At 44.2% G+C, this 26,001-nt stretch carries 29 protein-coding genes; 20 read left to right on the top strand and 9 right to left on the bottom strand.

What is annotated here, in order from left to right; genetic code table 11:
• Positions 1 to 32: 32 nt before the first annotated feature.
• Both MSG36_RS12365 and MSG36_RS12370 read right to left on the bottom strand, forming a co-directional pair.
• A complete protein-coding gene (locus tag MSG36_RS12365; RefSeq protein WP_248368092.1) occupies positions 33 to 1,430 on the bottom strand; it encodes a HAMP domain-containing sensor histidine kinase in 1,398 nt (465 codons plus the stop codon).
• A complete protein-coding gene (locus MSG36_RS12370) occupies positions 1,414 to 2,088 on the bottom strand; it encodes a response regulator transcription factor (RefSeq protein ID WP_248368093.1) in 675 nt (224 codons plus the stop codon). The genes MSG36_RS12365 and MSG36_RS12370 overlap by 17 nt, the downstream gene beginning before the upstream one ends.
• Positions 2,089 to 2,331: 243 nt before the next feature.
• On the opposite strand from MSG36_RS12370, the gene MSG36_RS12375 reads away from it, so the two are divergent.
• The 3 genes from MSG36_RS12375 (at position 2,332) to MSG36_RS12385 (ending at position 4,969) form a co-directional block, all read left to right on the top strand.
• On the top strand, positions 2,332 to 2,829 hold the full coding sequence (locus tag MSG36_RS12375) for a heme-binding protein (RefSeq protein WP_248368094.1): 498 nt from the start codon (positions 2,332 to 2,334) through the stop codon (positions 2,827 to 2,829).
• 225 nt (positions 2,830 to 3,054) lie between these two features.
• Positions 3,055 to 3,777 (top strand): DUF1007 family protein, encoded by a 723-nt coding sequence (locus MSG36_RS12380; protein WP_248368095.1) that lies wholly within the window; start codon positions 3,055 to 3,057, stop codon positions 3,775 to 3,777.
• Between the two features lie 94 nt (positions 3,778 to 3,871).
• Complete coding sequence (locus MSG36_RS12385; RefSeq protein ID WP_248368096.1) at positions 3,872 to 4,969, top strand: nickel/cobalt transporter; 1,098 nt, start codon at positions 3,872 to 3,874, stop codon at positions 4,967 to 4,969.
• Positions 4,970 to 5,083: 114 nt separating this feature from the next.
• Here the strand turns inward: MSG36_RS12385 and MSG36_RS12390 are convergent, their stop codons facing one another.
• The gene (locus tag MSG36_RS12390; RefSeq protein WP_248368097.1) at positions 5,084 to 5,416 is read right to left on the bottom strand and encodes a PepSY domain-containing protein; all 333 of its coding nucleotides are present in this window, start codon (positions 5,414 to 5,416) and stop codon (positions 5,084 to 5,086) included.
• A gap of 264 nt (positions 5,417 to 5,680) precedes the next feature.
• Here MSG36_RS12390 and MSG36_RS12395 point away from each other — a divergent pair, with 264 nt between their 5' ends.
• The 9 genes from MSG36_RS12395 (at position 5,681) to MSG36_RS12435 (ending at position 10,401) form a co-directional block, all read left to right on the top strand.
• Positions 5,681 to 6,040, top strand: coding sequence for a carboxymuconolactone decarboxylase family protein (locus MSG36_RS12395; protein ID WP_248368099.1), 360 nt, complete (start codon positions 5,681 to 5,683; stop codon positions 6,038 to 6,040).
• Positions 6,040 to 6,258, top strand: coding sequence for a VOC family protein (locus MSG36_RS12400; RefSeq protein WP_248368101.1), 219 nt, complete (start codon positions 6,040 to 6,042; stop codon positions 6,256 to 6,258). The genes MSG36_RS12395 and MSG36_RS12400 overlap by 1 nt, the downstream gene beginning before the upstream one ends.
• A gap of 59 nt (positions 6,259 to 6,317) precedes the next feature.
• Entirely contained in the window at positions 6,318 to 6,569 is a 252-nt protein-coding gene (locus tag MSG36_RS12405) for a VOC family protein (protein ID WP_348983448.1), read from the top strand.
• Complete coding sequence (locus MSG36_RS12410; protein ID WP_248368106.1) at positions 6,566 to 7,009, top strand: DMT family transporter; 444 nt, start codon at positions 6,566 to 6,568, stop codon at positions 7,007 to 7,009. Before MSG36_RS12405 ends, MSG36_RS12410 begins: the two co-directional genes overlap by 4 nt.
• Entirely contained in the window at positions 7,006 to 7,524 is a 519-nt protein-coding gene (locus MSG36_RS12415; protein WP_017072040.1) for a DMT family transporter, read from the top strand. Before MSG36_RS12410 ends, MSG36_RS12415 begins: the two co-directional genes overlap by 4 nt.
• Positions 7,514 to 7,837, top strand: a complete 324-nt coding sequence (locus MSG36_RS12420) for a hypothetical protein (protein ID WP_248368107.1) — start codon at positions 7,514 to 7,516, stop codon at positions 7,835 to 7,837. Before MSG36_RS12415 ends, MSG36_RS12420 begins: the two co-directional genes overlap by 11 nt.
• 89 nt (positions 7,838 to 7,926) lie before the next feature.
• Positions 7,927 to 8,865: a LysR family transcriptional regulator gene (locus MSG36_RS12425; protein WP_248368108.1), complete on the top strand. Its 939-nt coding sequence runs from the start codon at positions 7,927 to 7,929 to the stop codon at positions 8,863 to 8,865.
• Positions 8,866 to 9,101: 236 nt separating this feature from the next.
• Positions 9,102 to 9,596, top strand: coding sequence for a YcxB family protein (locus tag MSG36_RS12430; protein ID WP_048617387.1), 495 nt, complete (start codon positions 9,102 to 9,104; stop codon positions 9,594 to 9,596).
• Positions 9,597 to 9,675: 79 nt separating this feature from the next.
• Positions 9,676 to 10,401 carry a metallophosphoesterase gene (locus MSG36_RS12435; protein ID WP_248368109.1) on the top strand — a complete coding sequence of 242 codons (726 nt, stop codon included), beginning with the start codon at positions 9,676 to 9,678 and terminating at the stop codon, positions 10,399 to 10,401.
• A gap of 75 nt (positions 10,402 to 10,476) precedes the next feature.
• On the opposite strand, the gene MSG36_RS12440 is transcribed toward MSG36_RS12435, so the two are convergent.
• A complete protein-coding gene (locus tag MSG36_RS12440; protein ID WP_248368110.1) occupies positions 10,477 to 11,676 on the bottom strand; it encodes a hypothetical protein in 1,200 nt (399 codons plus the stop codon).
• Between the two features lie 393 nt (positions 11,677 to 12,069).
• Here MSG36_RS12440 and MSG36_RS12445 point away from each other — a divergent pair, with 393 nt between their 5' ends.
• From MSG36_RS12445 to MSG36_RS12465, 5 genes are all read left to right on the top strand, one after another.
• Positions 12,070 to 14,127: an FUSC family protein gene (locus MSG36_RS12445; protein WP_248368111.1), complete on the top strand. Its 2,058-nt coding sequence runs from the start codon at positions 12,070 to 12,072 to the stop codon at positions 14,125 to 14,127.
• Positions 14,128 to 14,312: 185 nt separating this feature from the next.
• Positions 14,313 to 15,221, top strand: coding sequence for a LysR family transcriptional regulator (locus tag MSG36_RS12450; protein WP_248368112.1), 909 nt, complete (start codon positions 14,313 to 14,315; stop codon positions 15,219 to 15,221).
• 128 nt (positions 15,222 to 15,349) lie between these two features.
• On the top strand, positions 15,350 to 16,519 hold the full coding sequence (locus tag MSG36_RS12455; RefSeq protein WP_248368113.1) for an MFS transporter: 1,170 nt from the start codon (positions 15,350 to 15,352) through the stop codon (positions 16,517 to 16,519).
• A 256-nt stretch (positions 16,520 to 16,775) separates the two neighbouring features.
• Positions 16,776 to 17,153 (top strand): hypothetical protein, encoded by a 378-nt coding sequence (locus MSG36_RS12460; RefSeq protein ID WP_248368115.1) that lies wholly within the window; start codon positions 16,776 to 16,778, stop codon positions 17,151 to 17,153.
• Positions 17,154 to 17,350: 197 nt separating this feature from the next.
• Positions 17,351 to 18,493, top strand: coding sequence for a GGDEF domain-containing protein (locus tag MSG36_RS12465; RefSeq protein WP_050634525.1), 1,143 nt, complete (start codon positions 17,351 to 17,353; stop codon positions 18,491 to 18,493).
• A gap of 157 nt (positions 18,494 to 18,650) precedes the next feature.
• On the opposite strand, the gene MSG36_RS12470 is transcribed toward MSG36_RS12465, so the two are convergent.
• The gene (locus tag MSG36_RS12470; RefSeq protein ID WP_248368117.1) at positions 18,651 to 19,397 is read right to left on the bottom strand and encodes a nuclear transport factor 2 family protein; all 747 of its coding nucleotides are present in this window, start codon (positions 19,395 to 19,397) and stop codon (positions 18,651 to 18,653) included.
• Between the two features lie 201 nt (positions 19,398 to 19,598).
• Entirely contained in the window at positions 19,599 to 20,099 is a 501-nt protein-coding gene (locus tag MSG36_RS12475) for a nuclear transport factor 2 family protein (RefSeq protein ID WP_248368119.1), read from the bottom strand.
• A 164-nt stretch (positions 20,100 to 20,263) separates the two neighbouring features.
• Here MSG36_RS12475 and MSG36_RS12480 point away from each other — a divergent pair, with 164 nt between their 5' ends.
• Positions 20,264 to 21,148, top strand: a complete 885-nt coding sequence (locus tag MSG36_RS12480) for a LysR family transcriptional regulator (protein WP_248368121.1) — start codon at positions 20,264 to 20,266, stop codon at positions 21,146 to 21,148.
• Here MSG36_RS12480 and MSG36_RS12485 read toward each other — a convergent pair.
• The 3 genes from MSG36_RS12485 to MSG36_RS12495 all read right to left on the bottom strand — a co-directional run bounded on the left by MSG36_RS12485 (position 21,145) and on the right by MSG36_RS12495 (position 24,399).
• On the bottom strand, positions 21,145 to 22,167 hold the full coding sequence (locus MSG36_RS12485) for a DUF2955 domain-containing protein (RefSeq protein WP_248368123.1): 1,023 nt from the start codon (positions 22,165 to 22,167) through the stop codon (positions 21,145 to 21,147). The genes MSG36_RS12480 and MSG36_RS12485 overlap by 4 nt on opposite strands.
• A gap of 12 nt (positions 22,168 to 22,179) precedes the next feature.
• Positions 22,180 to 23,229 (bottom strand): HlyD family secretion protein, encoded by a 1,050-nt coding sequence (locus tag MSG36_RS12490; protein ID WP_248368125.1) that lies wholly within the window; start codon positions 23,227 to 23,229, stop codon positions 22,180 to 22,182.
• Positions 23,230 to 23,502: 273 nt separating this feature from the next.
• Complete coding sequence (locus MSG36_RS12495) at positions 23,503 to 24,399, bottom strand: LysR family transcriptional regulator (RefSeq protein ID WP_248368346.1); 897 nt, start codon at positions 24,397 to 24,399, stop codon at positions 23,503 to 23,505.
• Between the two features lie 137 nt (positions 24,400 to 24,536).
• Between MSG36_RS12495 and accD the strand changes: the two genes are divergently transcribed.
• Together accD and MSG36_RS12505 are read left to right on the top strand one after the other, a co-directional pair.
• Entirely contained in the window at positions 24,537 to 25,403 is an 867-nt protein-coding gene (gene accD, locus MSG36_RS12500) for an acetyl-CoA carboxylase, carboxyltransferase subunit beta (protein ID WP_248368127.1), read from the top strand.
• 296 nt (positions 25,404 to 25,699) lie between these two features.
• The gene (locus MSG36_RS12505; protein ID WP_248368130.1) at positions 25,700 to 25,942 is read left to right on the top strand and encodes a hypothetical protein; all 243 of its coding nucleotides are present in this window, start codon (positions 25,700 to 25,702) and stop codon (positions 25,940 to 25,942) included.
• The last annotated feature ends 59 nt before the right edge of the window (positions 25,943 to 26,001 follow it).

Genomic DNA, 26,001 nt, shown 5'->3' on the forward strand with positions numbered 1-26,001 from the left:
TTCAAAGACAGAAGTGACGATATAAATCGTTGTTACAACGAAAGAGTAAAAGTACTCCCCACACCCAGTTCAGATTCAACCACTAGTGTTCCTTCTAGATTCTCGACCATGGCAAGCGCTAAAGATAACCCAAGACCATACCCCTCGATATTGCTGCGGCTGCTGTCGACTCGGTAAAGTCGTTCAAAAATCAAATCCTGATATTTCTGTTCAATGCCAACACCAGTATCTTGGATGGTTATCTCAACCTTACCTTCTGAGCTTTGCTCGACTTTGACCGTCACTCTTCCTTCGGGCTCGGTGTACTTAATCGCGTTATCAACAAGGTTAACCAACACCTGAGTCAACTTGTCAGGGTCGGACTGAATCACAAGACCATCAGCGCTCTCAACCTCAAGTTCAACTTGTTTATCTTCTGCGACATCTTCATACCAGCTCACCACATTAGCAATCACATCAGAGACCTGAGTCGGCACTTTCTGTGGTATGCGCTTTCCGGTCAGCTCGTCGTTCAGCTTCATCAAGGCGGTTAACATATTACTGGCCTGCATGGCGTGTTCAGAGCAGTCCGCCAATGCGTCTTTCATCGCTTGTTGGTCGGCGTTATTGAGCAATGCCGTTTGGGAGGCTAACGTAATACGCGACAAAGGAGTTCGAATATCATGAGCGATCGCATCGACGGTCGTATTCAAGGTTGTCGTCACGTGCTGTAACTTGGCAACCGCAGTATGGACACTAGAGCTGATCACGTTGAGCCCTTGCGGTAAATCAGATTCGGCTTCATTTTTAGTGCTAGGAAATTCTAACTGCCCTTTTTTCAGCTTATCGAGCAGGTCGCCAAAGGTCACTAACGGAGACATCGCACTCTGGATGATGTTACGAGTGAATAATGCGGTCACAGCCACGAGAGCAAGCAACGCATATAAGGTCATTAGCCATTGATTATAGGCGATAAAGTCTCTTGCTCGGTTATCCAAAACCAACCAGAAATCATACTGCTCCCCTTCAATAGGTAACGACATATAGGGACTAAAGATGAAGCTCTCTAGCCATGAACGATTGTCATCAATTTGGTAGTTAGAAAAAGGCTGTGCTGTTGATAAATGTTGAACACCAGCGATAAACACGCCATCAGATGAAGCGCCCTTCTCAAGCTTATACGCCGCAATGTTGTTTTCGAGTAACCGATGAGGATTCGCCTCTAAAACATGAATCAATCGCTCACTCGAATCGTAAGTCAAAATACGCTGATACTCGGTCGACATAGACGCAAGGATCTTCTTTTCCGTTTGGTAAAGGTCGAAAAAGAAGATAGCCCCAACAATCAGTTCCACCAGCAGTAAGCAGAGCAGTAAGGTCGACATAAAGCGAACCAACAAATGTCTCTGTGTTTTAGCGAGCGCCTGTTCAATACTACGACTTGAGGACATAGCCAACACCTCGAAGTGTGTGAATTAATGGCTTAGAAAAACCCTTATCGACTTTGCTGCGAAGCCTACAAACCAAAACATCGACCACGTTGGTTTGCGGATCAAACTGATGCCCCCAAACATGCTCAAGAATCGCCGTTTTAGACATCACAGCCTCTCGGTTTTCGAGCAGTAATTTCATCAACATAAACTCGCGCTGATTAATGGTGATCGTTTGTTGATCTCTTTGTAGCGTGTGTTTAAGTAGGTCTAAGCTAAGTGGGCCATAATGCAGTTCTAACGGCTGAGGTGTCGGTTGCTTGCCTCGACGCACCAAGGTTTGGCAACGAGCCAATAACTCAGGAAACGCAAAAGGTTTTACCAAATAATCATCAGCACCTGACTGTAGCCCTTGCACTCGTTCTTCCACTGAGTGTTTGGCACTTAATATGATGACAGGCGTCGCGTAACCTTGCCCTCTGAGTTCAGCCAACACTTCAACCCCATCTTTCTTTGGCAACATGATATCGAGAATGATCACGTCATACTCTTCGGTTACGGCCTCGTGTAATCCATCAACACCATCTGTTGCGTGCGTCACCGTTATCCCTTCTTGCTGAAAACCATTCACCAAAAATCTCGCTATATGAATGTCATCTTCAATCAATAGTATTTTCATTAACGTCCGTTTATTTATTTGCCGCGGTCTGAATACACTCTATCAATATCCTTTCTCGAATATAACCAACATTGCAACTTTGTAATGTTCAAGAAAGCCAGTCGTAATCATGCATTCGTTAGTATGAACCTGTTGATTAAAAACACCCTTTCCAAACAAACAAAAAATAGAATTCGGAATTTGAAAACGAATATTTTTTGAAAACAGATTCTTTTTGAAAACAGATGCTTTAACGGAGTAAACATGAAAACGACAAAACTAACAGTACTAGCAGCAACCCTTGGTTTCCTTAGCCTTTCTCACAATGCAATGGCAGCAGAAACACAAACGGTCTCTTTCACTCAAATCTCATCAGAAGCGGCCTTCAAGCTTGCCCATGAAGCCGTTAATCAATGTGAAGCCGATGGCTACAAGGTTTCTGCGACTGTTGTTGATTTGTCGGGCAATGTGATTGCTCAACTACGTTCTGATGGCGCTGGCATCCACACTCTTGATAGCTCACGCAAAAAAGCGTTCACAGTGGCAAGCATGAAGCAGCCATCAGGTAACCTGATGAAACTCATCGCCGACAAACCTATCATGCAACCCTTGCAGAATATGAACGACAACTTGTTGTTCCTAGCGGGTGGTGTTCCGGTACAACTGAATAATGCCATGATTGGCGCGATTGGTGTGGGTGGCGCTCCGGGTGGCCATTTAGATGTCGCTTGTGCTGAAAAAGCGATTAAGAAGTTCTTCTAAGCAAGTCCATTCACTCGCCTAATTTGGTTATGCCTTTGCCCACCCCAACAATAAATGCCTCGCACTTGCGGGGCATTGCTGCAAATTAAAGCAGTTGCAAATAAAGCAACTCCGAATTGAAACCGATAATAGAAACGTAAACAGGCAAAACATGACACAAATTTAATGTGAACAACCCACTCAATTGTTATATTATAACACTACACTTAATAACTATTCGTTCTCATGAAACAGCTATTTAATCTAATCGATGTCATCAATCGCTTCTTCTCTCGCTATGTAAGCCGTTTCGCGACATGCTTTCGCTCTATCAAGGGCTTGACTGTTGGCCTAGCACTCTTGTTTTTTGCGCCAAATCTATATGCCCACCCTCACTCTTGGATAGAGATGAAAACTCATATTGAGGGAGAGAATGGCATGATCACCGGTCTCTCTATGGAATGGTCTTTTGATGCAATGACATCCATGTACATGTTGGATGGAGAAGATGTCTCCGCCGATACAGAAGCTGAAACATTCAAAAAGCTCGCTGCGTCTGTAATTGAAAACATGATGTACGAGCACTACTTCACGTACTTTTATGATGGTGAAGAGCCCATCAAATATCAGGTGGTTGAGAACGCAAAGTTTGAGCGTGATAAAGCTAAGATGGTTCTAACATTTGACCTACCACTTTCTAAGCCTAAACCAGTGACACGAGACTCCCTTCGCGTATTGATTTTTGACCCTAGTTACTTTGTCGACATGTCGTGGCTATCCAACAGCGACGTGACCTTGTCACCTGAACTAGCGAGACAATGCCAGTTAGAATTAATCGAGCCTAACCCGACTCCAGAGCAAATGAGTTATGCGATGTCTCTACCTGTCGATGCAGATCCAGATAACACGCTAGGCCAACTGTTTACACAATCGGTTGAGCTTCATTGTGCTGCGGTTCCCACTTCTTAGTCGCAGTGATTCGTTTCAGCCTTTAAGTCAGCGTCTAGCTGATTAAGCATGGCAACTAATTAACAGAAAGATCTCAGATATAGGTTCTTGTTAAATGAAGAAAAATCAATCCAAACTCAATCACTACCTCATTGGTGCTGGTGCTTTCGTGCTTATTGCTATTGGTGCGTATCAACTGTGGTCCATGTGGCCATCGTTAGTTATCTCTAGCATCCAATGGCAAAGAGAAGTCAATTCAGAGCTTGCAGACCTACTCTATGAAGCTAAGTCCAACCCTTGGGGTGCAGGCAGTTACCTTATCGGGTTCAGCTTTATCTATGGCATGCTTCATTCTCTGGGGCCTGGGCACGGCAAAGTTATCGTGTCTACTTACTTAGCGACTCACCCAACCAAAGCAAAAGCAAGTTTAGTGCTTACGGTCGTCTCCGCTTTTTTACAAGCACTGGTCGCGATCTTACTAGTAAGCGTGTTGCTGTGGGGCTTTAGTGCTTCCATGCGAGTCGTGAATGACAAAGCGAATATGTTTGTTTCATTAAGCTTTGCCTTAGTAGCAGTCGTCGGCGCGCTTATATGTTGGAAGGCTTTGAAAAACATCTACACCACTATGCGTAAGCCTAAGCTAAAAGTGAAAGCCATCACCACACTCGCAACAGACACAGCTGCGCCAATTTCAGCGCGTTCGCCAATGGCACTTCGTTCATCAATATCAACCCCTTCCCCGATAATAGGCGCTACTAGCGCAATGCAAGCCGCTGGTCACACTCATGCAGATCATTCTCATGCCGACTGTGGGTGCGGCCACCAGCATGTAGCCGATGCTGACGCAATCAACAAAGCCTCAACGCTCCGCGAATATGCAGGAATTATAGTGACGATTGGCGTAAGACCGTGCACCGGAGCCATCATGGTACTGCTATTCGCGAACATGGTTGGCCTATATTGGATGGGCGTATTGAGCGCCTTTGCGATGGCCGTAGGCACAGCATTAACAACCTCATTAATTGCAATGATGACACTAACAGGCAAGCATCTAGTGAAGCGCTACTTGGCAGCAGGCAACAAAAACAGTAACGCCTCATTAAAAGCCGCAGGTCACTACTTGCAACTCTTTGGCGGCATTTTGCTTGTGTTGATTGGCTTGTTATTGATGAACGGTCAAGACAGCGGCATGTCCCCTGTTTTCACTATGTAGCGCACAACCGAGTAGCAATTAAACTCAGGTTCTTTTCACTCGTACCGCACACATCAAGGCCTCGCAAATGCGAGGCCTTAGTTTTATCTTATGAATGTAAATGGTCTTCTAGAATCACTTATCCACGTCACCAGTAACGCCTTCATGGGATAATTCTCCGGACAGTTCAGCTTGCACTTCAGCAAGGCTTTCTTCTTCAACCGCCACAATTTGTGCAGTTACCGCATCAACTTCGATCTCATAAGCTTTACCATCACGTGTAACAAACACATCCCACTGAGTGTCAGGCTCGTCATGACGAATCCCAAGTACCTCGACATCCAAAGATAACAGCGCCGCATTAATCGCTTGTTCTTTACTGATTATCTCTGTGCCTTGAGCCGCATAGGTTGAAACACTAAATGTACTAACAGCGGCCAAAACACCGCATAAAATTAACTGTTTCATTGTTTTCTCCTTAGCTTTTATGGCTATTTTCACCACCTTGATAATGTGGAGTAGCGCGTGAAAAAAATGTTAGCCATTGTGTAGGTGCCTTTCATTTCCGTTTTTCTCCACTTTCTCGCCTTACCCTCTTTTCCTGTTCTCAACCCGTCTGTGCAGATTCCGCATAAGTCCTATTCCATTCCGCTGGTTTTTCAAATTTCATCGCTCTCTATAATCCCCTTCATCCGCTGCGGCGAACCAAATTGATAAGTGAGAAAGTTGAATATGACTAAGAAATATCAGAATGCAGTGCTGGATGGTCAAGCACTGATTGAGGGCCTCAATTCAATCAACCCAGTATGGGGCGATATGACCGTACGAGTTGCGGGAGAAGCATGGGGCATGCCGTTAATTGACCAGAAAACCAAAGCGCTCATTAGCCTTGCGATTGACCAAATGGCACTCAACGTAACGGGCGAAGGTAATCCATTTGGCGCTCACGTTGATATGGCACTTAAACAAGGGGCGACCTATACAGAGCTTGAAGAGCTAATCGTATTTGCATCGGCATACACTGGCTTTAACAAAGGGGCAACGACGATGGGCGCACTCAACAAAATTCGTCATGAACGAGGAGATTTCTAATGGCTATTCCAGGGCTAAAAAAACCAGACCATATCGGTTTCACGGTACCGAATTTAGATGAAGCTATCGCTTTCTTCCGAGAGCATTTTGACTTTGAACTGGCGTATGAGTTTGGTCCATTCGCGTCCGATGATGACTGGATGAAAGATCACTTAAACGTTAATCCACGTGCAGAGATCACCAAGATCGCTGTGATGAACGCGAAAGGGATTAACTAGAGCTCTTTGAATACTCAGACGCAGTAGCAAGAAGTAAAACAGCACCAAATAACGCCGACATTGGTGGTCACCACCTTGCTTTCTATGTTGAGGATATGGATGCCGCGATAGCGTATCTAAAAGACCAAGGCATCACAGTGCTCGGAGAAGCAACCACCATGACTGAAGGCCCTACTGCAGGAGAATCTTGGGTTTACTTCATGGCACCTTGGGGGATGCAATTAGAACTTGTGTCTTATCCAAACGGCAAAGCTTATGCAAATAAAGCTCATGCAAATCGTGCTTCTGTTGCGTTGTTTGACCCAAGATGAACATTGTTTTTATCGTGATGATTGTGATCGCGGGTATGGGCTTGTCTTTCGAGGCAGGCTTACTTGGCCCTTTAGGTGAACAAGTTGGCCATTTATGGGCCACCTTGAGCATCTTTGGCGTTGGTACTGCGTTGCTTTGGATGATTCGTCACTTCACACCGAATGGACAATTCAAAGCTTGGAATACCATTCCAAAATGGCAGCTTATCGGTGGTTTACTGGGGCCTATCTACGTGGTCGTTCTTACATTAGCGACACCAATTTTAGGGGTCGCTATGACGATGGTTTGCGTCCTGCTTGGTCAAATCACTAAGAGTTTTGCGATTGATTACTTCGGCTGGTTTGCAATGCCAAAACAAGCGACTAACCCACTACGTTTGCTTGGTTTGGGGTTCATATTCCTCGCTCTCTGTTTTGTGTATTTAGGAGGACAATCATGACGCTGATTATTTTACTCGCCATTGCATCAGGCATGGCATTGAGTGCTCAAGCGGCAATTAATGGTCAACTGGGGGCAAAAGTTGGTGTGATTGAAAGCTCCCTACTGACCTTTAGTATGGGAACCGTTATCACGGGTTTACTGATTTTCTTCTTTGAACCAAGTTATGACGCAACTCTGTTATCGGTACCTAAATGGCAACTCGCAGGCGCACTATTTGGCATCTTTTACATGATAGTCATGGTAGCGGCAGTGCCAAAGGTTGGTGTCGCGATTGCCACTGTTGCCACCATTTTAGGCCAGATGATCATGAGCCTGATAATCGATACTCAAGGTTGGCTTGGGAATACGCCCATTGAACTGAATTATTGGCGTATTGCTGCCATGGTCTGCATTGCGTGCGCCTTGGTCTGTATTTATATCGCCAATCGCCAGATACAAACCGAATTAGAAGCACCTTTAGCAAAAGACAATATTACGACTCACCTTACCAAGGAAACATTGCATGTCAGCTAAAACCATCATCGTGTTCTTTAACCTAAAATCAACCACGGATGAAACTCAATATCTTCAATGGGCCAAAGAGTCAGATCTACCGACGGTAAACAAACTCAGTAGTGTTTCATCGTTCGAGGTTTTCAAAGGCATCAGCATGTTTGGTCAAGATAAGCCGTTACCCTGGGATTACTTTGAGATTATTCAAATTGATTCTGAAGAAGCATTTCTTAACGATATTCAAACTCAAGAGATGCAGAAGATTGTCGAGCAGTTCCAATCTTTCAGCGAGGATGCACACTTTATTGTTACTGATAATATCCTCACCGCATAATAAATGAACCTTCAGGCAAGCTAACTATTAGCTTGCCTTTTTTTATGTTTAGAACGTAATCTTTGACTAATAAAAGCAGGAGAAAGCTTGTGAATTACGATGTCTCTTTATTGGAAATAAAACTGTTCTTGATGACCACCCAATTTGGCAACTTTTCTGAGGTGGCACGTCGCCAAGACATGACACCATCGTCGGTGTCTCGCAAAATGGCGCAGCTCGAAGAGAAAGTCGGAACCAAACTTTTACATCGTCATACACGCTCAATTTCTCTTACTGATGAAGGTGTGGCATTTAACAAGCATTGCACCGAAATCATCAATCAGTATGAATCGGTTGTCGAACGCATTGAACAGCGTGCAGACACGCCTCGCGGCACCGTCAGAATAAGCGCGCCGGTTGCCTTTGGTCGGCTCCACATCGCGCCATATCTCGCGGAACTGCTAGAAAGGTATCCACTTCTCAAGGTGGAAGTCCAGCAGACGGATGCATTTGTAAACCCCGCTGCTGAATCTATCGACTTACTGATCCGCATTGGTGTGCCGCAAGATTCTTCATTAAGGATGAAACGTTTTGCTAAGCAGCGCTACGTCATGGCAGCGAGTCCAAACTACCTAAAATCTTATGGCACTTTAACTACGCCTGAAGAACTCAAACAACATAACTGTTTAGTCTTTAAGGGACCAAATGGTCTTCAACGCTGGTTTATTGGTGAAGATAAATTAGAGCCGTATGAAGTTTCAGGATCACTCTACAGCAACAATGCAGAAACGCTGGTCGCGAGTGCGGTCGGTGGAAGTGGAATTGTCGTCTTCCCTACTTGGCTAATTGGCGAAGAATTGAAGAGTGGTCAACTTGTCCCTTTACTAGACGGTTACCAAGTTTCGACCAGTTTAGAGCAACAATCGATCAGTGCCCTTTATCTTGATACTGATAATCTAGCGGCAAAAGTCAGGGTCGTAATTGATTTTCTAGCAGACAAATTCAGCAGCACAAACGACAAGAACTCATGCTACTGGGATGCTATTTAATCGAGTTTCACCCAATCAATAGCCACCAGCTGCTTGGGTTTTGTCTGCCAATCCTAAGGCATCAAGATATTGTACTAACCACAGCATACCCTGACGGTATTATTGATTTACAAAAGAGAAATAAAACCGCTAAAGAAAAGTGCTGAGAAGCGATACAATGCTCGAGTTGCTAGATCGCAGCATGAAATACCAATTCAAAGAAAGCCCATTAACAAGAAGCATTAAAGTAGCCTCACATGTCTAAAGAACCCGGTTTCACTACAGAATACAAACTCGACAAGACGTTTTTCGCGGAGTGTTATGATCAAACTAGCCTTCCGACTCAATTTCCAAAAGCCTACTTAAAAGGAATACTGTTTCTTATTTTTGGTGTGGTTCTGCTGGAGTTTGAACTATTACCTAACGGCTATGTTGGCTGGTTCTTTATTGTTTTGAGTGTGATTGAAGCATTCAGTGTGTACTGCAAAAGAACCTGGTGGTTATGGCGACAAAAGATCAGCTCAGGCGCAGGCAGCAAAATCGTCTTTCAAGGTGATGCTAACGGAGTAAGTTACAAAAACCACAAAGCGACCAACGCTATCGCGTGGAGTGACATCGACCAACTTGAGCAGACCGATCTTGGTTTTATCCTGCATATCGGTAAACAGCGCCAATATGTGAGTAAATCTTGTTTAAGCGATGAAGCCATTGCGTTTATGATTGAACACCATGCCGCATCAAAAGCGAAATAACACCAATAAATGCCTGCTGACTTAGCAGGCATTTTTCTATCACCTTTAATTCTATATATCGAATGACCGGACCATAACAATGAATACCGTGTACCAAATCAGTGATTGCCACCTTTCCGATGAATCCAGCTATGAGAACCTACGCAGAGCACTGGAATACGTCAGCAAAGACACTGCATGCAAGACCATCTTTCTGACTGGTGATATTTGTTGTAACCCAAAATCTGGCGACTACGTTCGATTAGAGGCGTTCATTAGGCAACACATCGGCGTTCAATCCATTTACGCGATTGCGGGTAATCATGATGACTCTCGCTTAATGCGCACAGAGCTAAAAGGCTCGACGATTTGCGTCACCGACAAAGCCACTATCTGTGAACGAGAATTTGTATTCCTAGACTCAAGCTTCAAGCCGCTAGACAGCCGTCACCCACTTGGTTCAGGGCGTATTGATAACCGCGGCATGGCTCAGCTAAAACAACAATTAAGAAAGACCCATGATCCTATCGTGGTTGTTCACCACCCTGTCCTTCCAGTCGGGGCAGATTGGATGAAAGCGATCCGCCTAGAGAACGATGCTGATGTGATGAGCGTGCTTCAAAAATATCGCGTTCGTGATGTGATCTGCGGTCATGGCCATGATGGAATAACGGCGACACAACAAGGCATAACTCAATATATGGCCCCATCGACAGCCTATGGCTTTGACCACTTGATCAATGAATACAATCGCAGCGAGAAGGTAGGATTAAGTCGAATCTCGTTGTCGACTGATTCCATCGGCTACCAAGCTATCTACCTTTGAGGATGCTAGCTTTAAGATTGCTAGCTTTAACCTTGCTGCGCTGCTAACTTAAAACTCCGCGAACTTGGTGCTCCGCTACAAGTATTCTTTTACTTCTTTGAGTTTACCTTTCAACTTGTCTTTTTTGCTTAGCGCTTTGTCGAACTCATCTTTTGATGTATTGAGATAACTCACACCATCTTTAATTTGAGCTAAATAAGCCACGTAGATAGTGTCCATCGTGACGAATTCAATACCCGATTTAGTGATGTATTTGCGGGCAAACTTTCTGGTTTTTTCGTAAGACTTGTAAATCTTACCTGCAAGTTCACTACCTGGTGCATAGGTCGCAAACTTATCGGGCTCTTTCTTAAACTTATATTTGAGCTTTCTCATGTGCTTTTTCATGAGCGAACGTTTCTTATAAGCTGGCAGATCCAACACGCCAATGAGCACCTCTTCTTTAGAGCTGACTAAAGGATGTAAAATCCACATCATCGCGACAACTGGTATATCTTGGATGCTCTTGTTGAAAAACGTACAGCAAGCTAGGCCAGTAATAGTGCTCTTGTTCAGATACATTCTCAGGCATTCTTTTTGGAAAGCTTTGTATCGGGCAATAGTAATCTTTCTGTAAATGTAATTAACGCACCACTGACAAATTGATTTCGCCGCTCTTGCTATGGCTGTCGCAGGTGAGGCAGTACCCAAAGAAACGATATTGACCACTAACGTTGCGGAATTAAAAGAAAACTCCAATAACCCGTCCTCTAAGGCAGTCGCTTTGATTTTTCTTCTCACCACTCTCAGCGTCATCTGCCCTTGGCTATCCGCTACCGATATCACTTTGGTCGCTTTCTTATAGAGGGAAACGCCCTTCACGCCTTTATATGCGCCTTGAACTATCCCTTTGGTGTCTTTAATGAAAGGAGCAAATTCTTCCCAAACATCGCTCACTAAGTCAAAAATCAAAGGTTTCATCTCGGTAAATAGGTTTGAAGGTAATAACTCCAATCCAGGAACGCCTTGAAACGTCCTGTTTACCTGAGCGAAGATCTCATTTGATGTGTCACCTACCGCTTGCCCATTATCGCTATCATTCGACTTTGAGAGGTCCTTCACCTCATTCGTTATTTTTCTGACTTTGTTCAGCACCTTTCTATTTTTTCTGATTTGCTCAGGTGTTTTTACTGTGTCATCGATACTTACTTCACTAAAAAACCTAAGAAAGAAAAGTTGTTTGTCGTCTATCGGGTCACCTGTTATTTCCAAAGAATTGTTCAAATTATCTGGCATGATTCACTGTCCTTGTTCATCCATTTAAGATCATTTAGCTAGTTGATTGTGTCCACATAGAAGAGGCTGAAATGAAGGATTGTAAAAAGCGAAAAGAGCCTCGAAACTTATTGGCGGACTCTTTATCTTTACCTCTCGGGTGCTCAATAATTGCCCACCATATTGGTCGATATCCGTCTTTTCTGTGGCTAAAAAGTTTGAGCTATAAAATCAAATGTAGCTTCTGTTTGAGCATAGAGCCAACTGACTCAGGTAGGAAAAGCTAGGAAGGTGTGGTGAGTCGAATTTCACCTAAAGGTTTGTTGTGCTTTAATTTATCAATCTGTGATTGAAGACAGCGCGGAAACAGATTTGGCGTTACACTCATTAAGTTCAAACAAATAACGAGGGTCTATGACGTTTTCTCCTGCCATTTTGCGTAAAGTCTGGTACTCCCCTTCTATTAACCTTGGGCTTCGCGCCACCAGTGCCATTGTGCTGTTTCTCGGTTTAGGGGTGCTGTCGAATCAAACCACTATCGCCATGACCGCGCTGATGACTATGCCAGCCGCTCTGATTAGTGGCCTCGACGCCGCCGGGCCAAGGAGATGGACACGTTTTACGATCACCGCAACCGCTTGGGGCATGACTCTGGCCGTCAGTTACGCTCTGCTGAAAAGCGGACTGCCTTTATGGGTGACTTATGGTGCAATGGGTGCGTTGCTAGCCAGTGCGGCGGTAAACGGTCCATTCTGGGCGAGGCTTGGTATGTCTAGCCTCCTGATTGCTGTCGTCAGTCTGTCGCTTCATAACTCCAACACGGCGTTAAGCTTGTACCCGATGCTGGTACTTGGCCCCCTTACTTTTTCTCTGTTTAGCTGGCTTTGGTTTGCGTTATGGAAGCACTATGCGTTACGTGTGTGCTTAGCAGCAATTTACGAGGCATTGGCAGACTACATTCAATATCGCCAAGAGTTCTTGTTAGGTGGGGAAAATGAAGCGTCAAAAAGACGTATCAAGTATCAGCTAATCGAACTGTTCCAACAGGCTCTTCAGTCTGAGTCATTCCGCTCTAAACATGACGATGCTAACAAGCTTCGGGAAGCACTATTCCTCGCTATCGATACATTTGAAGTCGTAATAAGCAGCCACACCAGCAATCCAGATCTGTTAAAACAATTTCAATCCAATAAACACAACCGTGACTTACTGCTAGTTTGGAGCCAACATTGCCAGCAAAGGTTAAAACATAAAGCCAAGCAACTTCTGCACAACACCAATGAAGACATACAGCACTTGAGCTTGTTAGAACAAGAAGCTGATGACTTGATTGAGGCGGTGAAGCTAGAAGATCAGCCTCGCTTCCGTTATTGGGCATTCGCCGTAAAACACATCTCACGTCGTATTGAATTGAGTGAACCCGCGTATGAACGGTCATTTGAAGTACAACCGTTCGAATTATCATTTCGCCTACCCAAACGAGATAACCCTATTTGGCGCCACGTTGCCCGAGTCGGTTTGATGTTTTCCCTTGGTGCCGGCATCGCAGAATACTATGAATTAATTCGCCCTGACTGGGTGCTGATTTCAATGCTAATGGTGATTCAACCAAGCTTCTTAGCGACACGCAGTAAAACGTGGCAACGCTGTTTAGGTACGGCGCTTGGTGTACTGTTCGCGACCTCTTTGATTCACATTGGTGTACCGACGACCGCGATGTATACGCTTATTGTCATCCTCTTGCCTGTCGCGATGCTTAATATTATGCGCCATTACTCGCTAGCCATTGGCTGTATTACAGCGCTATTGATTTTGGTGTATCAGACCATGGCGCACCAAGGGCTCGACTTTGCCGCGCCACGCGTTATCGACACCGTGGTCGGTGGTGCGATTGTTCTGCTCGGATATAGCTTGTTATGGCCGCAATGGCGAGGCAAAGAGATCCACACTCAAGCGTTAAAGGCACTTGATAGTTCAAAAAGCTTATTTGTGTATTGCTATGAACAGCTGCAAATTGGCACCGAACAACATGACCATACTGCGCTAACCAAGCAACGTGCCGCTATGCTAACCGCTGAAAGCGACCTTGAGCTGATTTACAACGAGATGCAGCAAGAGCCAAAACACACTCGCGCCGATCCTCACTATTATGAAGATATGCTGAGTCACTATCGATTGTTAAGCCATTACCTCTGCTTACTGATTCCACTGGTCAGAAAAGGCACGCAATACCAAGGCTCGCAACAAGTCGAGAGTTTGATTCATGATGCTATGGACGCCTTGATCAATACCATTCGTGATAACCGCGTCCATGAGCTGCCGACACTGGTTAACAAAACAGATGCCGAACATCCAACTTCAACAGCCGGTCAGCAATCAGTAGAAGAGATCATCTGGTTAGCACTGATGACTGTAAAACAAATGCACGACTTAGTTCGGCGCAATCTCGAAAACGAAGAACTCGAAAACTAAAAGTTTGAAAACGAATAAGCTAGAAAGCTGAATACGTAGGATTATCGCCCCGCTCTCACAAGTAACCAAAGCCTTGCAAGCGTTGTTACCCTAAGGTTTGCTAGCAAGGTCTTTGTGATTGATAATAAAAGCAATATAGGCGCAGGTTAGCGCTTTTTTATCACCTAGGTTTATATTGAGGCTATATGGAAATCAAAGTACTAAAAAGCTTTGTGGCTGTCGCGACACATTGCAGTTTTTCAAAAGCTGCAAAAGAGTTGAATACCGTTCAACCTGCCATTAGCCGGCATATCACAAGCCTTGAACATGAACTTGGAGTGAGCCTATTTTTCCGTACATCTCGCGAAGTCGTCATTAGCGCCGCAGGGCAGCACTTACTTAAAGACGCGATAAAACTCATCGAACAAACGGAACAAGCGAAACAGTCCGCGATTCGAGCTTCTTCTGGTTGTATAGGTACTTTAACGATTGGTTATCTTGGAGGCGCAACTCTGAGTTTTCTGCCTCGTTTAGTTCGACAGTATATTGCTGAAAACCCCAATATTGATGTTGATCTTGTTGAGATGACGGCTTCCGAACAAATCGAAGCTCTGGACAAACGAGAGATCGATATTAGCTTCTCTCGCCCACTGCCGAACCTGCTTGTGGATGATTACACCTCGGTGACAATTTACACAGATAAGCTTGTCGCTGTTTTGCCCGTCACCCACGAACTGGCGCAACACTCCACCATTCAAATAAAACAACTGCAGCAAGACCCTTTCATCTTATTTGAACGTGAACAAGCGGTAGGATTATTTGACTCGATCATTACTCAATGTGACCTATCTGGCTTCTCTCCAAATATAAAAAAACAACCCAACAACATGCAAACCGTGTTAACCCAAGTATCTTCTGGCTTGGGTGTCTCTATCGCTCCGCATGCAATTCGCGATTTACGCAGTGAGGGCTGTGTATTTGTTAACCTCGAATCTGTGGATGTAGAAATGCCATTAGTGATGACACACCATTCGCATACTCTATCCCCCACGGCCAGAGTATTTATTGCCGTAGTACAGAGTGAAATTGAGGCGATTCAACAAAATATGGCTTAGAAAGTTATCTATACCAGATTTGTATAGAATTTAAATCAAATAGCTATTTTTGTTATTCAATCGCTAACCTTAGACTTAGCTCATCGAAATCATTCATTAAAACGATGAACCAAAGCTAAGGTGTCACCATGTCAAAAGCGACTACAGAAGTGTTGAGCACAGGACGTTTATTACTGATGTCGAGCGCAGTCTCGGCAACTGCTGCGAACCTTTATTATAACCAACCTATCTTACCTAAGATCGGCGCAGAGCTAGGGTTAACAAGCGAACAGCTAGGCGCAGTGCCAACTGCAGGTCAGATTGGTTATGCCGTGGCATTGTTATTCTTATCGCCATTAGGAGACACGTTACCCCGCAGACGCCTAATAGCGATCTTATCTGTCATGTTGGTGTTGTCATCTTTTGTCGCGTTTACTGCATCTAGCTTAGTGGCTCTGGTTGTTGCGTGTTTTGCGATTGGTTTGAGCGCCAACATCACTCAGCAACTGATTCCATTTGCAGCGTCATTAAGTACTCCTGAAACGAAAGGGAAAGTCATTGGCACATTAATGACAGGCCTAACTGTGGGCATCTTGCTTTCACGTACACTCAGTGGGTTCATCGGTGAGCAATTTGGGTGGCGCGCGGTATTTATGATGTCAGCAAGTATTGCGATGGTCTTTGGTGTGTTGCTGTATGCCTTTTTACCGACGAACACGCCGACAACTAAAATACCTTACCTTAAACTTGTTGCGAGCATGGCCACGTTAGTTAAGCAGCATGCGACACTGCGTACTTCCGCTTTAACTGGTGCGCTTTGGTTTGCTTCGTTCAATGCGCTGTGGGCGACGTTAGCTCTGCATGTCAGTGAATCTCCGTTTAATTACAATGCACAACAGGCAGGAATGTTTGGTGTTATTGCACTTGCTGGGGTAATTGGTGCCAAAGTTTCAGGGTCACTGGTAAGCAAGTTTGGATCTCGAAATATGATCAGTATGGCGTTAGTTATTATTACTGCTGGTTTTGTTATATCGGGGCTTTTCGCTGACACATTGGTTGGATTGATCGTCGGTATCATTCTCATTGACCTTGGGGTATTCAGCGCTCAAGTATCGAACCAAGTACGCGTATTCTCAATTGACCCACAAGCTCAAAGTCGTATCAACGGTATTTATATGCTTGGCTACTATCTCGGTGGTGCGTTTGGTTCATTTGTTGGAATTCAGGCATTTGAACGTGCGGGTTGGATGGGTGTTGTGGGCTTTAGTATTGCGGTCGTGATATTGAGTTTTATCGCTAACCGTTCAAATAAGCAATAAGTCTTCTCGCCTTGATCTTTAAATTTTAAGTTTTCCAATATACACAACGAATATTCACTCTGAGTTTGATAGCAAATTACCGACCAGTGATTTGCTATCGTTCTAGATCTAATAAGGCAGTAGTAACTCTACTCTCTCAAGTTTTGAATATCATGATTCTCAAACAAGCTTTCCTGCCTAGAAAGCGGTTATGCCTTTGCGAGATGATCTTGGTCTATTCTTATCATTTAGACGACTGAGTTCCGAGGCTTTGAGCATGAATAAACTGTTTGTAATCTTATTGGTTTTTATTTTGTCCGGATGCGGAACAAGTGATAGTGCGTTGATTGAGAGTGGTCACAACACCTCTTACATCCAGGGCTTTCACGATGGTAGGCATAGCGGCATGCAAGAAAGCGGCAATAGCTTCGAAAACTACATAAAAGATGGAAAGCGTTTTGAATCAGACAGTGACTACAAGCAAGGCTGGATCGCGGGTGAATCTGAGGGGAAAAAACTACAAGTAGAGGCAACAGCGATCGGTAAAGGTGCCGCTGCTGGTTATCCTCAAGAATCGACAACGACGGATTTAGATGACGTAGCAAAAGACACCTTAAAAGGCGTCGATACATCGGGTTTAGAGAATCTAAAATAAAGGTATAACAAAGCCAAGGTTGGGGTCTGGAATAACTCGTACCTTGCCCAACGCTTGTCCGACGCTTGCCAATGCACCTGAGCATAAATTGATCTGCATCAGCATATGGTTTAATAATGATTAACTACTAAACATTCATAATACAAATTGCGCAATACTGAATTGAGAGAGTTCATTTTTACGTTGTTGGTGATTTCATGGATGTACACACCTTAGCTATATATACCTCTTTGTTAGCAGCCACGGTTGCGAGTGCTATGTTGTTAACGCATAAATATATACTCGCAGGCACCACGTTAGGGGTAAATTATATTGCTTATGCTGCTTTGCTGTTAGGAGCCAGTGTTACCCCACTTTCATTCGGCGTTACTCAATCTTCAGAATCCATCGTTTTTCTTTCCAATGGTGCATACGCAACGGCTTTTGGTTTATTACTCGTCGGCATAACCGTGTTACGAGGAGCAAGTCGGTCTTTTCTCGTAATATCAATCATCATTAGCTCCCTTGGCATTAGCTTCTTCCTTTATAGCGCCATAATTGCGCCTTCTGTTACTTCTAGAATCGAGGCTCGAAGTATTCTCGTTGTGACAATATGTATCTTAGCCCTCTGTGCAAACTATTCAGGGGAAAAACACGATAACAGAGAAGCAAAGTGCCTGTTGAACCTGACCCTGTTTATCAACATTCTCTATATGGCAATTAGGGGGGTACTTGCTCATACCAAAGGAACGAATTCAAACTATTACCTGATATCAGATATTCATAAATTGTCTTTCGTTATCATGACAATCACAATTATTAGCCTCGCATTTTCAGTGTTTTGGATCTTAACTGATCGTTTACTGAAGCAAACCTATCGTTCATCGATCACTGATGAACAAACCGGCCTTTATAACCGTAGAGGCTTAGCAGAGCTGATACCTAAGCTTGTTCAACCAGGCCGAGAGAGTGACATTTCTGTACTGATGGCCGACCTAGATCACTTCAAAAAAATTAATGATACCTATGGTCATGACAAGGGAGATGATGTGATTAAGCACTTTGGTCAAATTCTTGAAGATACATGCCGAACAAGCGATTTCTGCTTTCGCTATGGTGGAGAAGAGTTTGTGGTCATGTTACCTAGAGCGAATAAAGTTCAAGCAATGCAGATAGCTGAAAGAATAAGGAACCACGCAAAACACAACTCCAATCAAGAGCTCTCTTCTGGCACGTATACCGTCAGCATTGGAGTGACTCAAGCCCTCATAAACGATGACTGGAATTCATTAATTAAAAGAGCGGATAACGCCCTCTACGACGCAAAATCTCAAGGGCGCGATTGCATTGTTGAGCGTTAAGCCAAGTTGTAAAACAGTGTAAATATTCTTCCATCGCAAAACATGTTGGCTAAGATTTAACAAGTTAAACACACACAACAAGTAAGGTTAGCAAGGATGCCCATTTTTCGGTTTGTTTTAGCGATAGCATTATTGGCGTAACCCCCTTAAAGCGACTCTAGAACTTTCCGCCGTTCACCCATTCTGCTTTTGGTGGCACGGGCTCTTGGTTTACCCATATCTCTTTAATTTGACCGCCCTCAACTCGGAAAAGATCAAAACGCGCAACCTCGAGACCATGTTCAATAACTCGGCTGTAAGCTGCTACGAAATTACCTTGACCGACAATCTTAAACACATGGTCATAGCCACCAATATAACTCTCCAAAGGGCTCACATCTGAGGCTTGATAAACAGCTAGCTCTTCGTGCTGGAGGTATTTTGATAGCTTGTCTTTCTGCCCTAGTACCATGACATCACATAAAAAATCACGGATAAGGTTTTTATTCTCTTCTGTTTTATCTAGGTCAGTATGATTGATTGGCCCTTGCAGCCGACCTTCCCCTTCCGTTGGTTGAGCTTCGAAGGCAGAAATTACATCCCAATGTTCAATAATTTTATCGTCATTATCGGTATCGAATAAATCCGTAGTCACCCACTTATATTCGCCATTATTAATGTCTTGGAATGCTTGAACAAACACGAATTGGCCATCGACGATTGAGCGTATGATCTTTATGTCTCTAACAGGACAGCGTTTTAAGAAGGGTTCGAAGAACTCAACAAAACCATCAATACCATTGCGTACCCCAGTGCTATGTTGAGTATAACGTTGACCGGTATACTTCGTTACCGCCTCTAATGCATGACCATCGCGGATACCTTCCAAATACAGATTAGTCGCATTTGCTAGCTTATTGCTCATAAATAGTTGCTCCAAACTTAATAGTGCCAAAGTACGTTATTTGGCTCGTACGCTGAAACCCTGATGAAGATAGTTTCAGGTGCCCTTTTAACTGCCGGATTGTTAAATCGGCTCTACCATCGCGTCGCTATTCAAAACCAAGTTAAGCTCGATATACGTCTACAGCATATCGAGCCTTTACAACCTAATTGGTCACTGTGGTTACTGTTTGGCGTGATAAGCTTTAGATACTGCGTAACTATCCTCAAACCAGTTCCAACTCTTCACTTTGCCATCTTCAACCTGAACTCGAACCGCCCAGCTGAATTTATCCGTGTCTACACCAGATTCATTCGCAATGGCACTCATACTGCCCATAAATACTGCTTGGTCGCCGTTTACAAAACTATAGTCTGTTGACCAGCTTGTGACTTTCAAACCTGCGCCAAATAGAGGAAAGAAAGTGTTGAGCACTTTTTCTTTTGACTCCCAATTACCGATCCAAGGGATGTCGGCGTCACCTTCGTTGTGCCAGACAAAATCATCAGCCATTAATACTTCTAGTTTTTCCATATCACCAGAGCCTGCCGCCCATAAAAATGCTTGAGCCGTTTCTAGTGTCTTTGCTGAATCGACTGCCTTTGTTTCATCTGCAAGGGCTGGAGTGATTTGAAAGAAAGCCAGAAGACTCGCTAGACCGATAAGTAGATTTTTCTTTAACATTTTCTTTCTCCTGATTGTCAATGTTGAAGCTCAATGCGTGGGAGATTAAAAGTGCCATCAGTGCATGCTTTGAACTTCAGTTCTGTTTGTTGCCTTGTTGAGATAACTATAGCTGTGCTAAATTTTTGGTAAACTCACTAATTGAACACGTTGGATATGCGCAAATGCACAACATAAGATGGGATGACCTACAATATGTTCTAACAGTGGCGAATGAAGGATCCCTGTCGGCCGCGGCAAGAGCACTTGGTGTAAACCACAGCACCGTTTTACGTCGTATTGACGCCTTTGAGTATCGTCACAAATTACGAATTTTCCACAAACTTCCTACCGGATACAAACTAACGGTTGAAGGACAAAAGCTTCTGGAGTCAGCTCTCGCTATCGAATCCACAGTAAGAGAATTGGAACACAAGGTTTTTGGACAGGAATTGAAGCTAGAAGGAACGCTAAGAATAACGACGACCGATGCGTTATCTCGCCTCATTCTGGGTACTCATTTGGCTGCTTTTCATCGGCTTTATCCAAAAATTCAGTTAGAACTCAGCCTCACATCTCGTCAATTGGATATTTCACACCTAGATGCAGATATCGCGATTCGCCCGGCAAATGAGTTACCAGCCCATTTGGTTGGGACCAAGTTAAGTAAAATTGCCTTTGGTGTTTACGGATCGCCAGAATATATAAATGGCCTTAAGAGTAAGCACCCCTTAAAGTCTGCTTCTTGGTTAATGATGCATAGAGGCAGTGCTTCGCTACAGGTTTCTGAACTGATTTCGGAAGACAAAATTGTCATGAAAGCCGACTCTTTTGAGCCCCTGATCATCGCGGCTGAAAATCAGATGGGGTTAGCCTACTTACCCTGCTTTTTAGGTAACAGTAAGGGAACTCTGCACAGAGTAGATATGGAAGTGATGCACCAAAATACAGACCTATGGATGATGACTCATAAAGATTTAGAAGATTCAGCCAGAGTAAAAGCATTTTTTAATTTTATGAAAGGCGCAATCAAATCAGACCATAATCGGTTGGCCGGATTTGATTATTAGCGAACTAGTGCCGGCTCTTCACCATTAGGCTTACGAACAAAATGACACAAAGCCCACAGCACAAACAAAGTCACAGCCAGCTCCCAAGCGCGTAGGAAGGTACTTTCCAACCCTAAGTTGCTACTGGTCATATACAACTGAATCGGCAGCATGGTCGCTAATAACGCATCGGCATGAACGTCTCTGGCTGAATCTTTCGCTTTGGCCATTGATGCGGTGATCATAAACGCAAAGAAACCCAACACTATGGTGTAGTAACCAAATGTAGACTGATGCCCTGCCATCAACAAGGTGAACACCACGGCTACTGCACAGCCGCCTACTTGAGTTTGAAAACGGCGGTCAACCACGTCGATAAAGCTTTTGTGTGTGGTTTGGGTTGCAGCAGCAATCACTGGCACCATGCAGAACGTTGCTGAGATGATGTCAACGATCATCAAGAATGCCAAACCGAGACCAATCAAAGCGAGTGAAATTGCTCTGCTCTCAAATGTGACAGGCTGTTCTTTGAATACAGGGGGCTTGCTTCCTTGCTTAACAGGGAACAGAGCCACCATGGCTTTTGCTACTACCATGGTAATCAACATGGATACCAAAATTTCATGAATACGCATCGGCATATCCATGGTGGTGTGCTGAGCAAACACCACAATCAAAATCCAGTTGAAGGTTGGCATCAACATTTTACCTTTCTTCGCCGGCGTAGTAGCTCGACGACGCATAAAGTCGAAGAAGAACAGGCTGATGGTCCACACCACAAACGGATGCTGTGAAAATACCTCAGTCACCACCAACGCTGTACTTGCTGCCAATAAAGTGGGTGCCAAGGTACGGATCAAGCCAAGCCAAGAGTAATCTTTGTTCTTGGTCATAATGATGGTTGGATACAACGCCAGATAAACGGGAGAGTCTAGGTTTAGTAGCTTTCCCAACACCATACAAATCGTCACAGTAAGTGCGACACGCAGCGCTTCATTACGTTGAGAATGACCCTGTGCAGTGTTTTCGAATGTCCACATAGTCATCTCCTACTAGTAGATGTAGCGAAATGTTGAAACCAAGTGAATCCAAGCAGAGCCAATAACGTGCATTATTGGATTACCGCTTTCAACAATCACACTCGCGCGTGAACCTGAGATCATCGAAGGATCCAATTCATTAACGGTAATGCGGGTACGTACTTTCTGTTGCTCACGGATCCAACGCGTATCATTAGTCACGCTAGACAGCTTGCCATTGGCATTATTGGTGTCGTAAATCGCACGCTCTTGGCTACTCACTTCCCCCGTAAAGACTTGGCCCGGTAGCGCATCAAAAGAGACCAAAACTTCGCGGCCATTAGTTAGCTTATCAATGCCTTTCTCATTGAAGTCCGCACTGATCCACGCATGAGCTTCGTCCACCAGCAGCAATGATGAAGTACCTTGAGTGATATAACTGCCCGATTGCAATTGTAAGTTGGTCACGACACCTTCCGTTTGCGCGACGACTTGAGTGTGGCCTAAATCCAGTTCCGCACTGGCAAGTTTTGCTTCTGCTAATTCAATGGCCGCTGTGCGGTCTTGGGTCGATAACTCAACTTCAATACGTTTCACTTCCGCGTTCGCAGCTTCAACCGCACTACTCGCAACTTGTGTATTGGTGATTGCATCATCAAGATCTTGTTCAGTCGCGAGCCCTTTGTTACGCAGTTTTTGGTTACGTGCGAGTTTCTGTTTCGCATTGTGGTATTCAAACTCTCGTTGGCTTTGTGTTTGTTTCGCTGCTGCTAATTGCTGCCATTTCGCCGAGTCAGAGTCACGCGCTTGATGCAGTTCGGCTTTCGCTTGTGCCACTTTCAATTGGTAGCTGCTGGCATCAATAGCAAATAATGGCTGACCTTTTTCAACTAACTCGCCATTACTAACCATGACGTCGGTAATCACACCGGACACTTCTGGCGCAATGGTCGCTACGTTCCGATACAAAGTCGCTTGAGTGGTGAAAGGGGAAACATTATCTGAGGTGACTAAAAAAGCGGAGAACAATGCTGCCGCTGAAAAAACAGTGTAAATCGCGTATCTATAAAAATTTTCGTTCATGCTTGTGCCTAGTTTTCAATCATTATGACGCGCCGCGCTCACGGCTTATTCGATTCTCTTTTCTACGAAAACTAGGTTATAACCATTCACAATTGGAAAATAGAGCCAATAAAAGAAGTATGGGTTCCACATTTGGAAAGGTTGTTGATTTGTACCGATTTCGCTCAATGGTTGAGCGAAAAGGTCAGATAAGGGGGTGTTGAAACGTTAGAAGACTGAGTCAAAGGGAGCTTAAGAGGAAATTAACAGTGGAATCTCACACACCAACCCAAATTACTTTCCTTGATCCTGTAAGTATTCAATGAAAGCTGGAACCTTTTTCGCTATGTGCTTTCTTGATGCATAAAAGGCGTATAAGACTAAGTCTTCAGGTTGATATTCAAGTTCTATGATCTCTAGTTCGCCTGTCTCGATCTCGTGACGACAGAGTTCGTCAGGGAGTATCGCAAAACCCAAACCAGCCAATGCGCCTGCTTTAGCAAGTTGTCCACTATTCACTTTAAACGCAGATTTTACTCTTTGAGTAATCACCTCACCAGTTCCGTTCTTAAATACCCATGGCGTCCCGTTTAGCGCGGTAAAGCTATTAATACACGGTACATGTTTCAAATCCGTAATTTTAAAAGGCTTAGAGGATGTGCGAAGAAGTTTGGGGGAAGCCACAACAATGCTAGACCAGCGTTTAATCTCTTTCGCTATCCAATTGTTATCCTCAAGTTTCCCTCGATGAAAACTCAGAATAACGTCAAATCCATCGAGCAAGTCCTCTTTAGGGCTGATGCTTGTATCGCAACACAATGAAATGGAAGGGTATTTGGTGCAAAAGGAAACAACTGCTTGAGCGAGTTCCGGTGAATCAGGCATTAGAATGTTGAGCTGCCCCACCACATGACGTGAGTGCTGCGTTACCTCTGTAAGCGCTTCGTTAAGCTTGTCCAATAAAGGCTGAGTACGTAAATAAAGGTGCTCACCTGCTTCTGTCGGGGCTATACGGCGCGTCGTTCTATCGAACAATCGAGCATCTAACTGCTCTTCTAATAAAGCAATGTGACGACTTACATTTGAGGTCGGCAAACACAAAAACTCCGCCGCTCTTTTAAAGCTATTGTTCTCATAAACACAGTGAAAACTTTTTAGCCATTGTTGGTCAATCTTCTCAAGCATTCCCATTAACCTCATCCATATCAATAATCCGCCGACACCAATAATCCCACCAAATAGGATTATAAAGCCAGTTTTAAGCACTTTATTACCAAAAACAGGCTTATACAATACTCATCATTAAAGTGAACTGGATAAGGTTTCCAATGAGTTGGTTAGAAAAGCTATTAGATAAGAAGAATATAATAAGTACCCGTAAAGCTTCTATTCCTGAAGGGGTATGGACCAAGTGCTCTGCGTGTGATCAAGTCTTATATCGATTAGCCCTTAGAGAAAACCTGGAAGTGTGCCCAAAGTGTCATCATCACATGAGGATGACAGCACGCTATCGTTTAGACAGCTTCTTGGATAAAGGAGTGATGACTGAAATTGGTAGCCAACATGAACCACAAGACTTACTCAATTTTAAGGATCAGAAACGCTACAAAGAACGTATCGCACTCGCTCAAAAAAGCACGGGCGAAAAAGATGCCCTAGTCGCTGCAAAAGGCGAGCTTTTGGGACTTCCGGTAGTGGTGTGCGCTTTCGAATTTTCTTTTATGGCAGGTTCAATGAGTAGCGTTGTTGGGGCTCGCTTTGTTGACGCGGTTAACTCAGCCATTGAGGCTAATTGTGGATTAGTCTGTTTCTCGGCTTGTGGTGGAGCTCGCATGCAAGAATCGCTAATGGCATTAATGCAGATGGCCAAAACCAGTGCTGCGTTAAAGCGACTATCCGATGCAAAGCTCCCTTATATATCCGTGTTAACCGACCAAACCTTTGGTGGAGTCTCGGCAAGTATAGCTATGCTTGGTGACATCAATATAGGTGAACCTAAAGCGCGAATTGGTTTTGCCGGTCGCAGAGTGATTGAGCAAACGGTACGTGAAAAATTACCTGACGATTTTCAGCAGAGTGAGTTCCTACTCGAGCATGGTGCTTTAGACATGATTGTTGATAGACGTGAGATGCGCGCCCGAGTAGCTAAGCTAATCGCAATGATGACTAACACTCAGATTCAAGTTGAGCATTAAAAACCTCCCCCTCAAATGACCAACAACGATCTCTTTAGATTAACGACCGAGGGGGAGAACATTCTTTATCGCTGAACATACAGCAACACTTGTAACGTTAGAATTCCGTTTCTCCCCTTTCCTTCGCTACGATCAATAAGAGATTGAAGAAGTAAGACCACTCGACTGCATTCCATTGGATTGCTTAATTTGCACTGGCTTCTTATGGTTAAAATGCCTATTGTACAAACCATAAAATTATAAAGACTCGCGGCCTTTGCCACAGAGACTCTCCATTTAAAGCGAAAAGACTTACTATGAATTTTGATATCAATGCACTGAAACATCACCAACTGGTCGAAGATGGTCAATTAGAAGGATGTTACATTCATCAGCCTGTGCAAGGCAGTCAGCCAGATGACAAGGCTGTTTTAGAAGAACGCCAAGCGTTGGAAAGCCAAGGATATAAGGTGGTTCAGGTTAAAGCAAAAGGCGGAACAACAACGTTTGCCGAGGCTATGCAAGAGCTTGCGAAGAAGACAGGCCGCCAGCCTAAATAGTAAGCGAGTGGATAGAGGGAGTTACAAAGTTCGCTAACAGCAGTCCTTCGTGCCCCTCT

The organism is Vibrio sp. 1CM8B (genome assembly GCF_023161685.1).
Taxonomy (GTDB): Bacteria; Pseudomonadota; Gammaproteobacteria; order Enterobacterales; family Vibrionaceae; genus Vibrio; species Vibrio coralliirubri.

What these genes read in the sequence shown, in the direction of transcription:
- MSG36_RS12410 (WP_248368106.1), top strand. Translation starts at nt 6,566, where the DNA reads ATGAACATTGTTTTTATCGTGATGATTGTGATCGCGGGTATGGGCTTG.
- MSG36_RS12495 (WP_248368346.1), bottom strand. Translation starts at nt 24,399, where the DNA reads ATGGGAATGCTTGAGAAGATTGACCAACAATGGCTAAAAAGTTTTCAC.
- MSG36_RS12485 (WP_248368123.1), bottom strand. Translation starts at nt 22,167, where the DNA reads ATGTGGACATTCGAAAACACTGCACAGGGTCATTCTCAACGTAATGAA.
- MSG36_RS12445 (WP_248368111.1), top strand. Translation starts at nt 12,070, where the DNA reads ATGACGTTTTCTCCTGCCATTTTGCGTAAAGTCTGGTACTCCCCTTCT.
- MSG36_RS12435 (WP_248368109.1), top strand. Translation starts at nt 9,676, where the DNA reads ATGAATACCGTGTACCAAATCAGTGATTGCCACCTTTCCGATGAATCC.
- MSG36_RS12415 (WP_017072040.1), top strand. Translation starts at nt 7,006, where the DNA reads ATGACGCTGATTATTTTACTCGCCATTGCATCAGGCATGGCATTGAGT.
- MSG36_RS12470 (WP_248368117.1), bottom strand. Translation starts at nt 19,397, where the DNA reads ATGAGCAATAAGCTAGCAAATGCGACTAATCTGTATTTGGAAGGTATC.
- MSG36_RS12420 (WP_248368107.1), top strand. Translation starts at nt 7,514, where the DNA reads ATGTCAGCTAAAACCATCATCGTGTTCTTTAACCTAAAATCAACCACG.
- MSG36_RS12395 (WP_248368099.1), top strand. Translation starts at nt 5,681, where the DNA reads ATGACTAAGAAATATCAGAATGCAGTGCTGGATGGTCAAGCACTGATT.
- MSG36_RS12450 (WP_248368112.1), top strand. Translation starts at nt 14,313, where the DNA reads ATGGAAATCAAAGTACTAAAAAGCTTTGTGGCTGTCGCGACACATTGC.
- MSG36_RS12370 (WP_248368093.1), bottom strand. Translation starts at nt 2,088, where the DNA reads ATGAAAATACTATTGATTGAAGATGACATTCATATAGCGAGATTTTTG.
- MSG36_RS12505 (WP_248368130.1), top strand. Translation starts at nt 25,700, where the DNA reads ATGAATTTTGATATCAATGCACTGAAACATCACCAACTGGTCGAAGAT.
- MSG36_RS12365 (WP_248368092.1), bottom strand. Translation starts at nt 1,430, where the DNA reads ATGTCCTCAAGTCGTAGTATTGAACAGGCGCTCGCTAAAACACAGAGA.
- MSG36_RS12480 (WP_248368121.1), top strand. Translation starts at nt 20,264, where the DNA reads ATGCACAACATAAGATGGGATGACCTACAATATGTTCTAACAGTGGCG.
- MSG36_RS12430 (WP_048617387.1), top strand. Translation starts at nt 9,102, where the DNA reads ATGTCTAAAGAACCCGGTTTCACTACAGAATACAAACTCGACAAGACG.
- MSG36_RS12440 (WP_248368110.1), bottom strand. Translation starts at nt 11,676, where the DNA reads ATGCCAGATAATTTGAACAATTCTTTGGAAATAACAGGTGACCCGATA.
- MSG36_RS12455 (WP_248368113.1), top strand. Translation starts at nt 15,350, where the DNA reads ATGTCAAAAGCGACTACAGAAGTGTTGAGCACAGGACGTTTATTACTG.
- MSG36_RS12475 (WP_248368119.1), bottom strand. Translation starts at nt 20,099, where the DNA reads ATGTTAAAGAAAAATCTACTTATCGGTCTAGCGAGTCTTCTGGCTTTC.
- MSG36_RS12375 (WP_248368094.1), top strand. Translation starts at nt 2,332, where the DNA reads ATGAAAACGACAAAACTAACAGTACTAGCAGCAACCCTTGGTTTCCTT.
- MSG36_RS12380 (WP_248368095.1), top strand. Translation starts at nt 3,055, where the DNA reads ATGAAACAGCTATTTAATCTAATCGATGTCATCAATCGCTTCTTCTCT.
- MSG36_RS12465 (WP_050634525.1), top strand. Translation starts at nt 17,351, where the DNA reads ATGGATGTACACACCTTAGCTATATATACCTCTTTGTTAGCAGCCACG.
- MSG36_RS12390 (WP_248368097.1), bottom strand. Translation starts at nt 5,416, where the DNA reads ATGAAACAGTTAATTTTATGCGGTGTTTTGGCCGCTGTTAGTACATTT.
- MSG36_RS12490 (WP_248368125.1), bottom strand. Translation starts at nt 23,229, where the DNA reads ATGAACGAAAATTTTTATAGATACGCGATTTACACTGTTTTTTCAGCG.
- MSG36_RS12400 (WP_248368101.1), top strand. Translation starts at nt 6,040, where the DNA reads ATGGCTATTCCAGGGCTAAAAAAACCAGACCATATCGGTTTCACGGTA.
- MSG36_RS12385 (WP_248368096.1), top strand. Translation starts at nt 3,872, where the DNA reads ATGAAGAAAAATCAATCCAAACTCAATCACTACCTCATTGGTGCTGGT.
- accD (WP_248368127.1), top strand. Translation starts at nt 24,537, where the DNA reads ATGAGTTGGTTAGAAAAGCTATTAGATAAGAAGAATATAATAAGTACC.
- MSG36_RS12460 (WP_248368115.1), top strand. Translation starts at nt 16,776, where the DNA reads ATGAATAAACTGTTTGTAATCTTATTGGTTTTTATTTTGTCCGGATGC.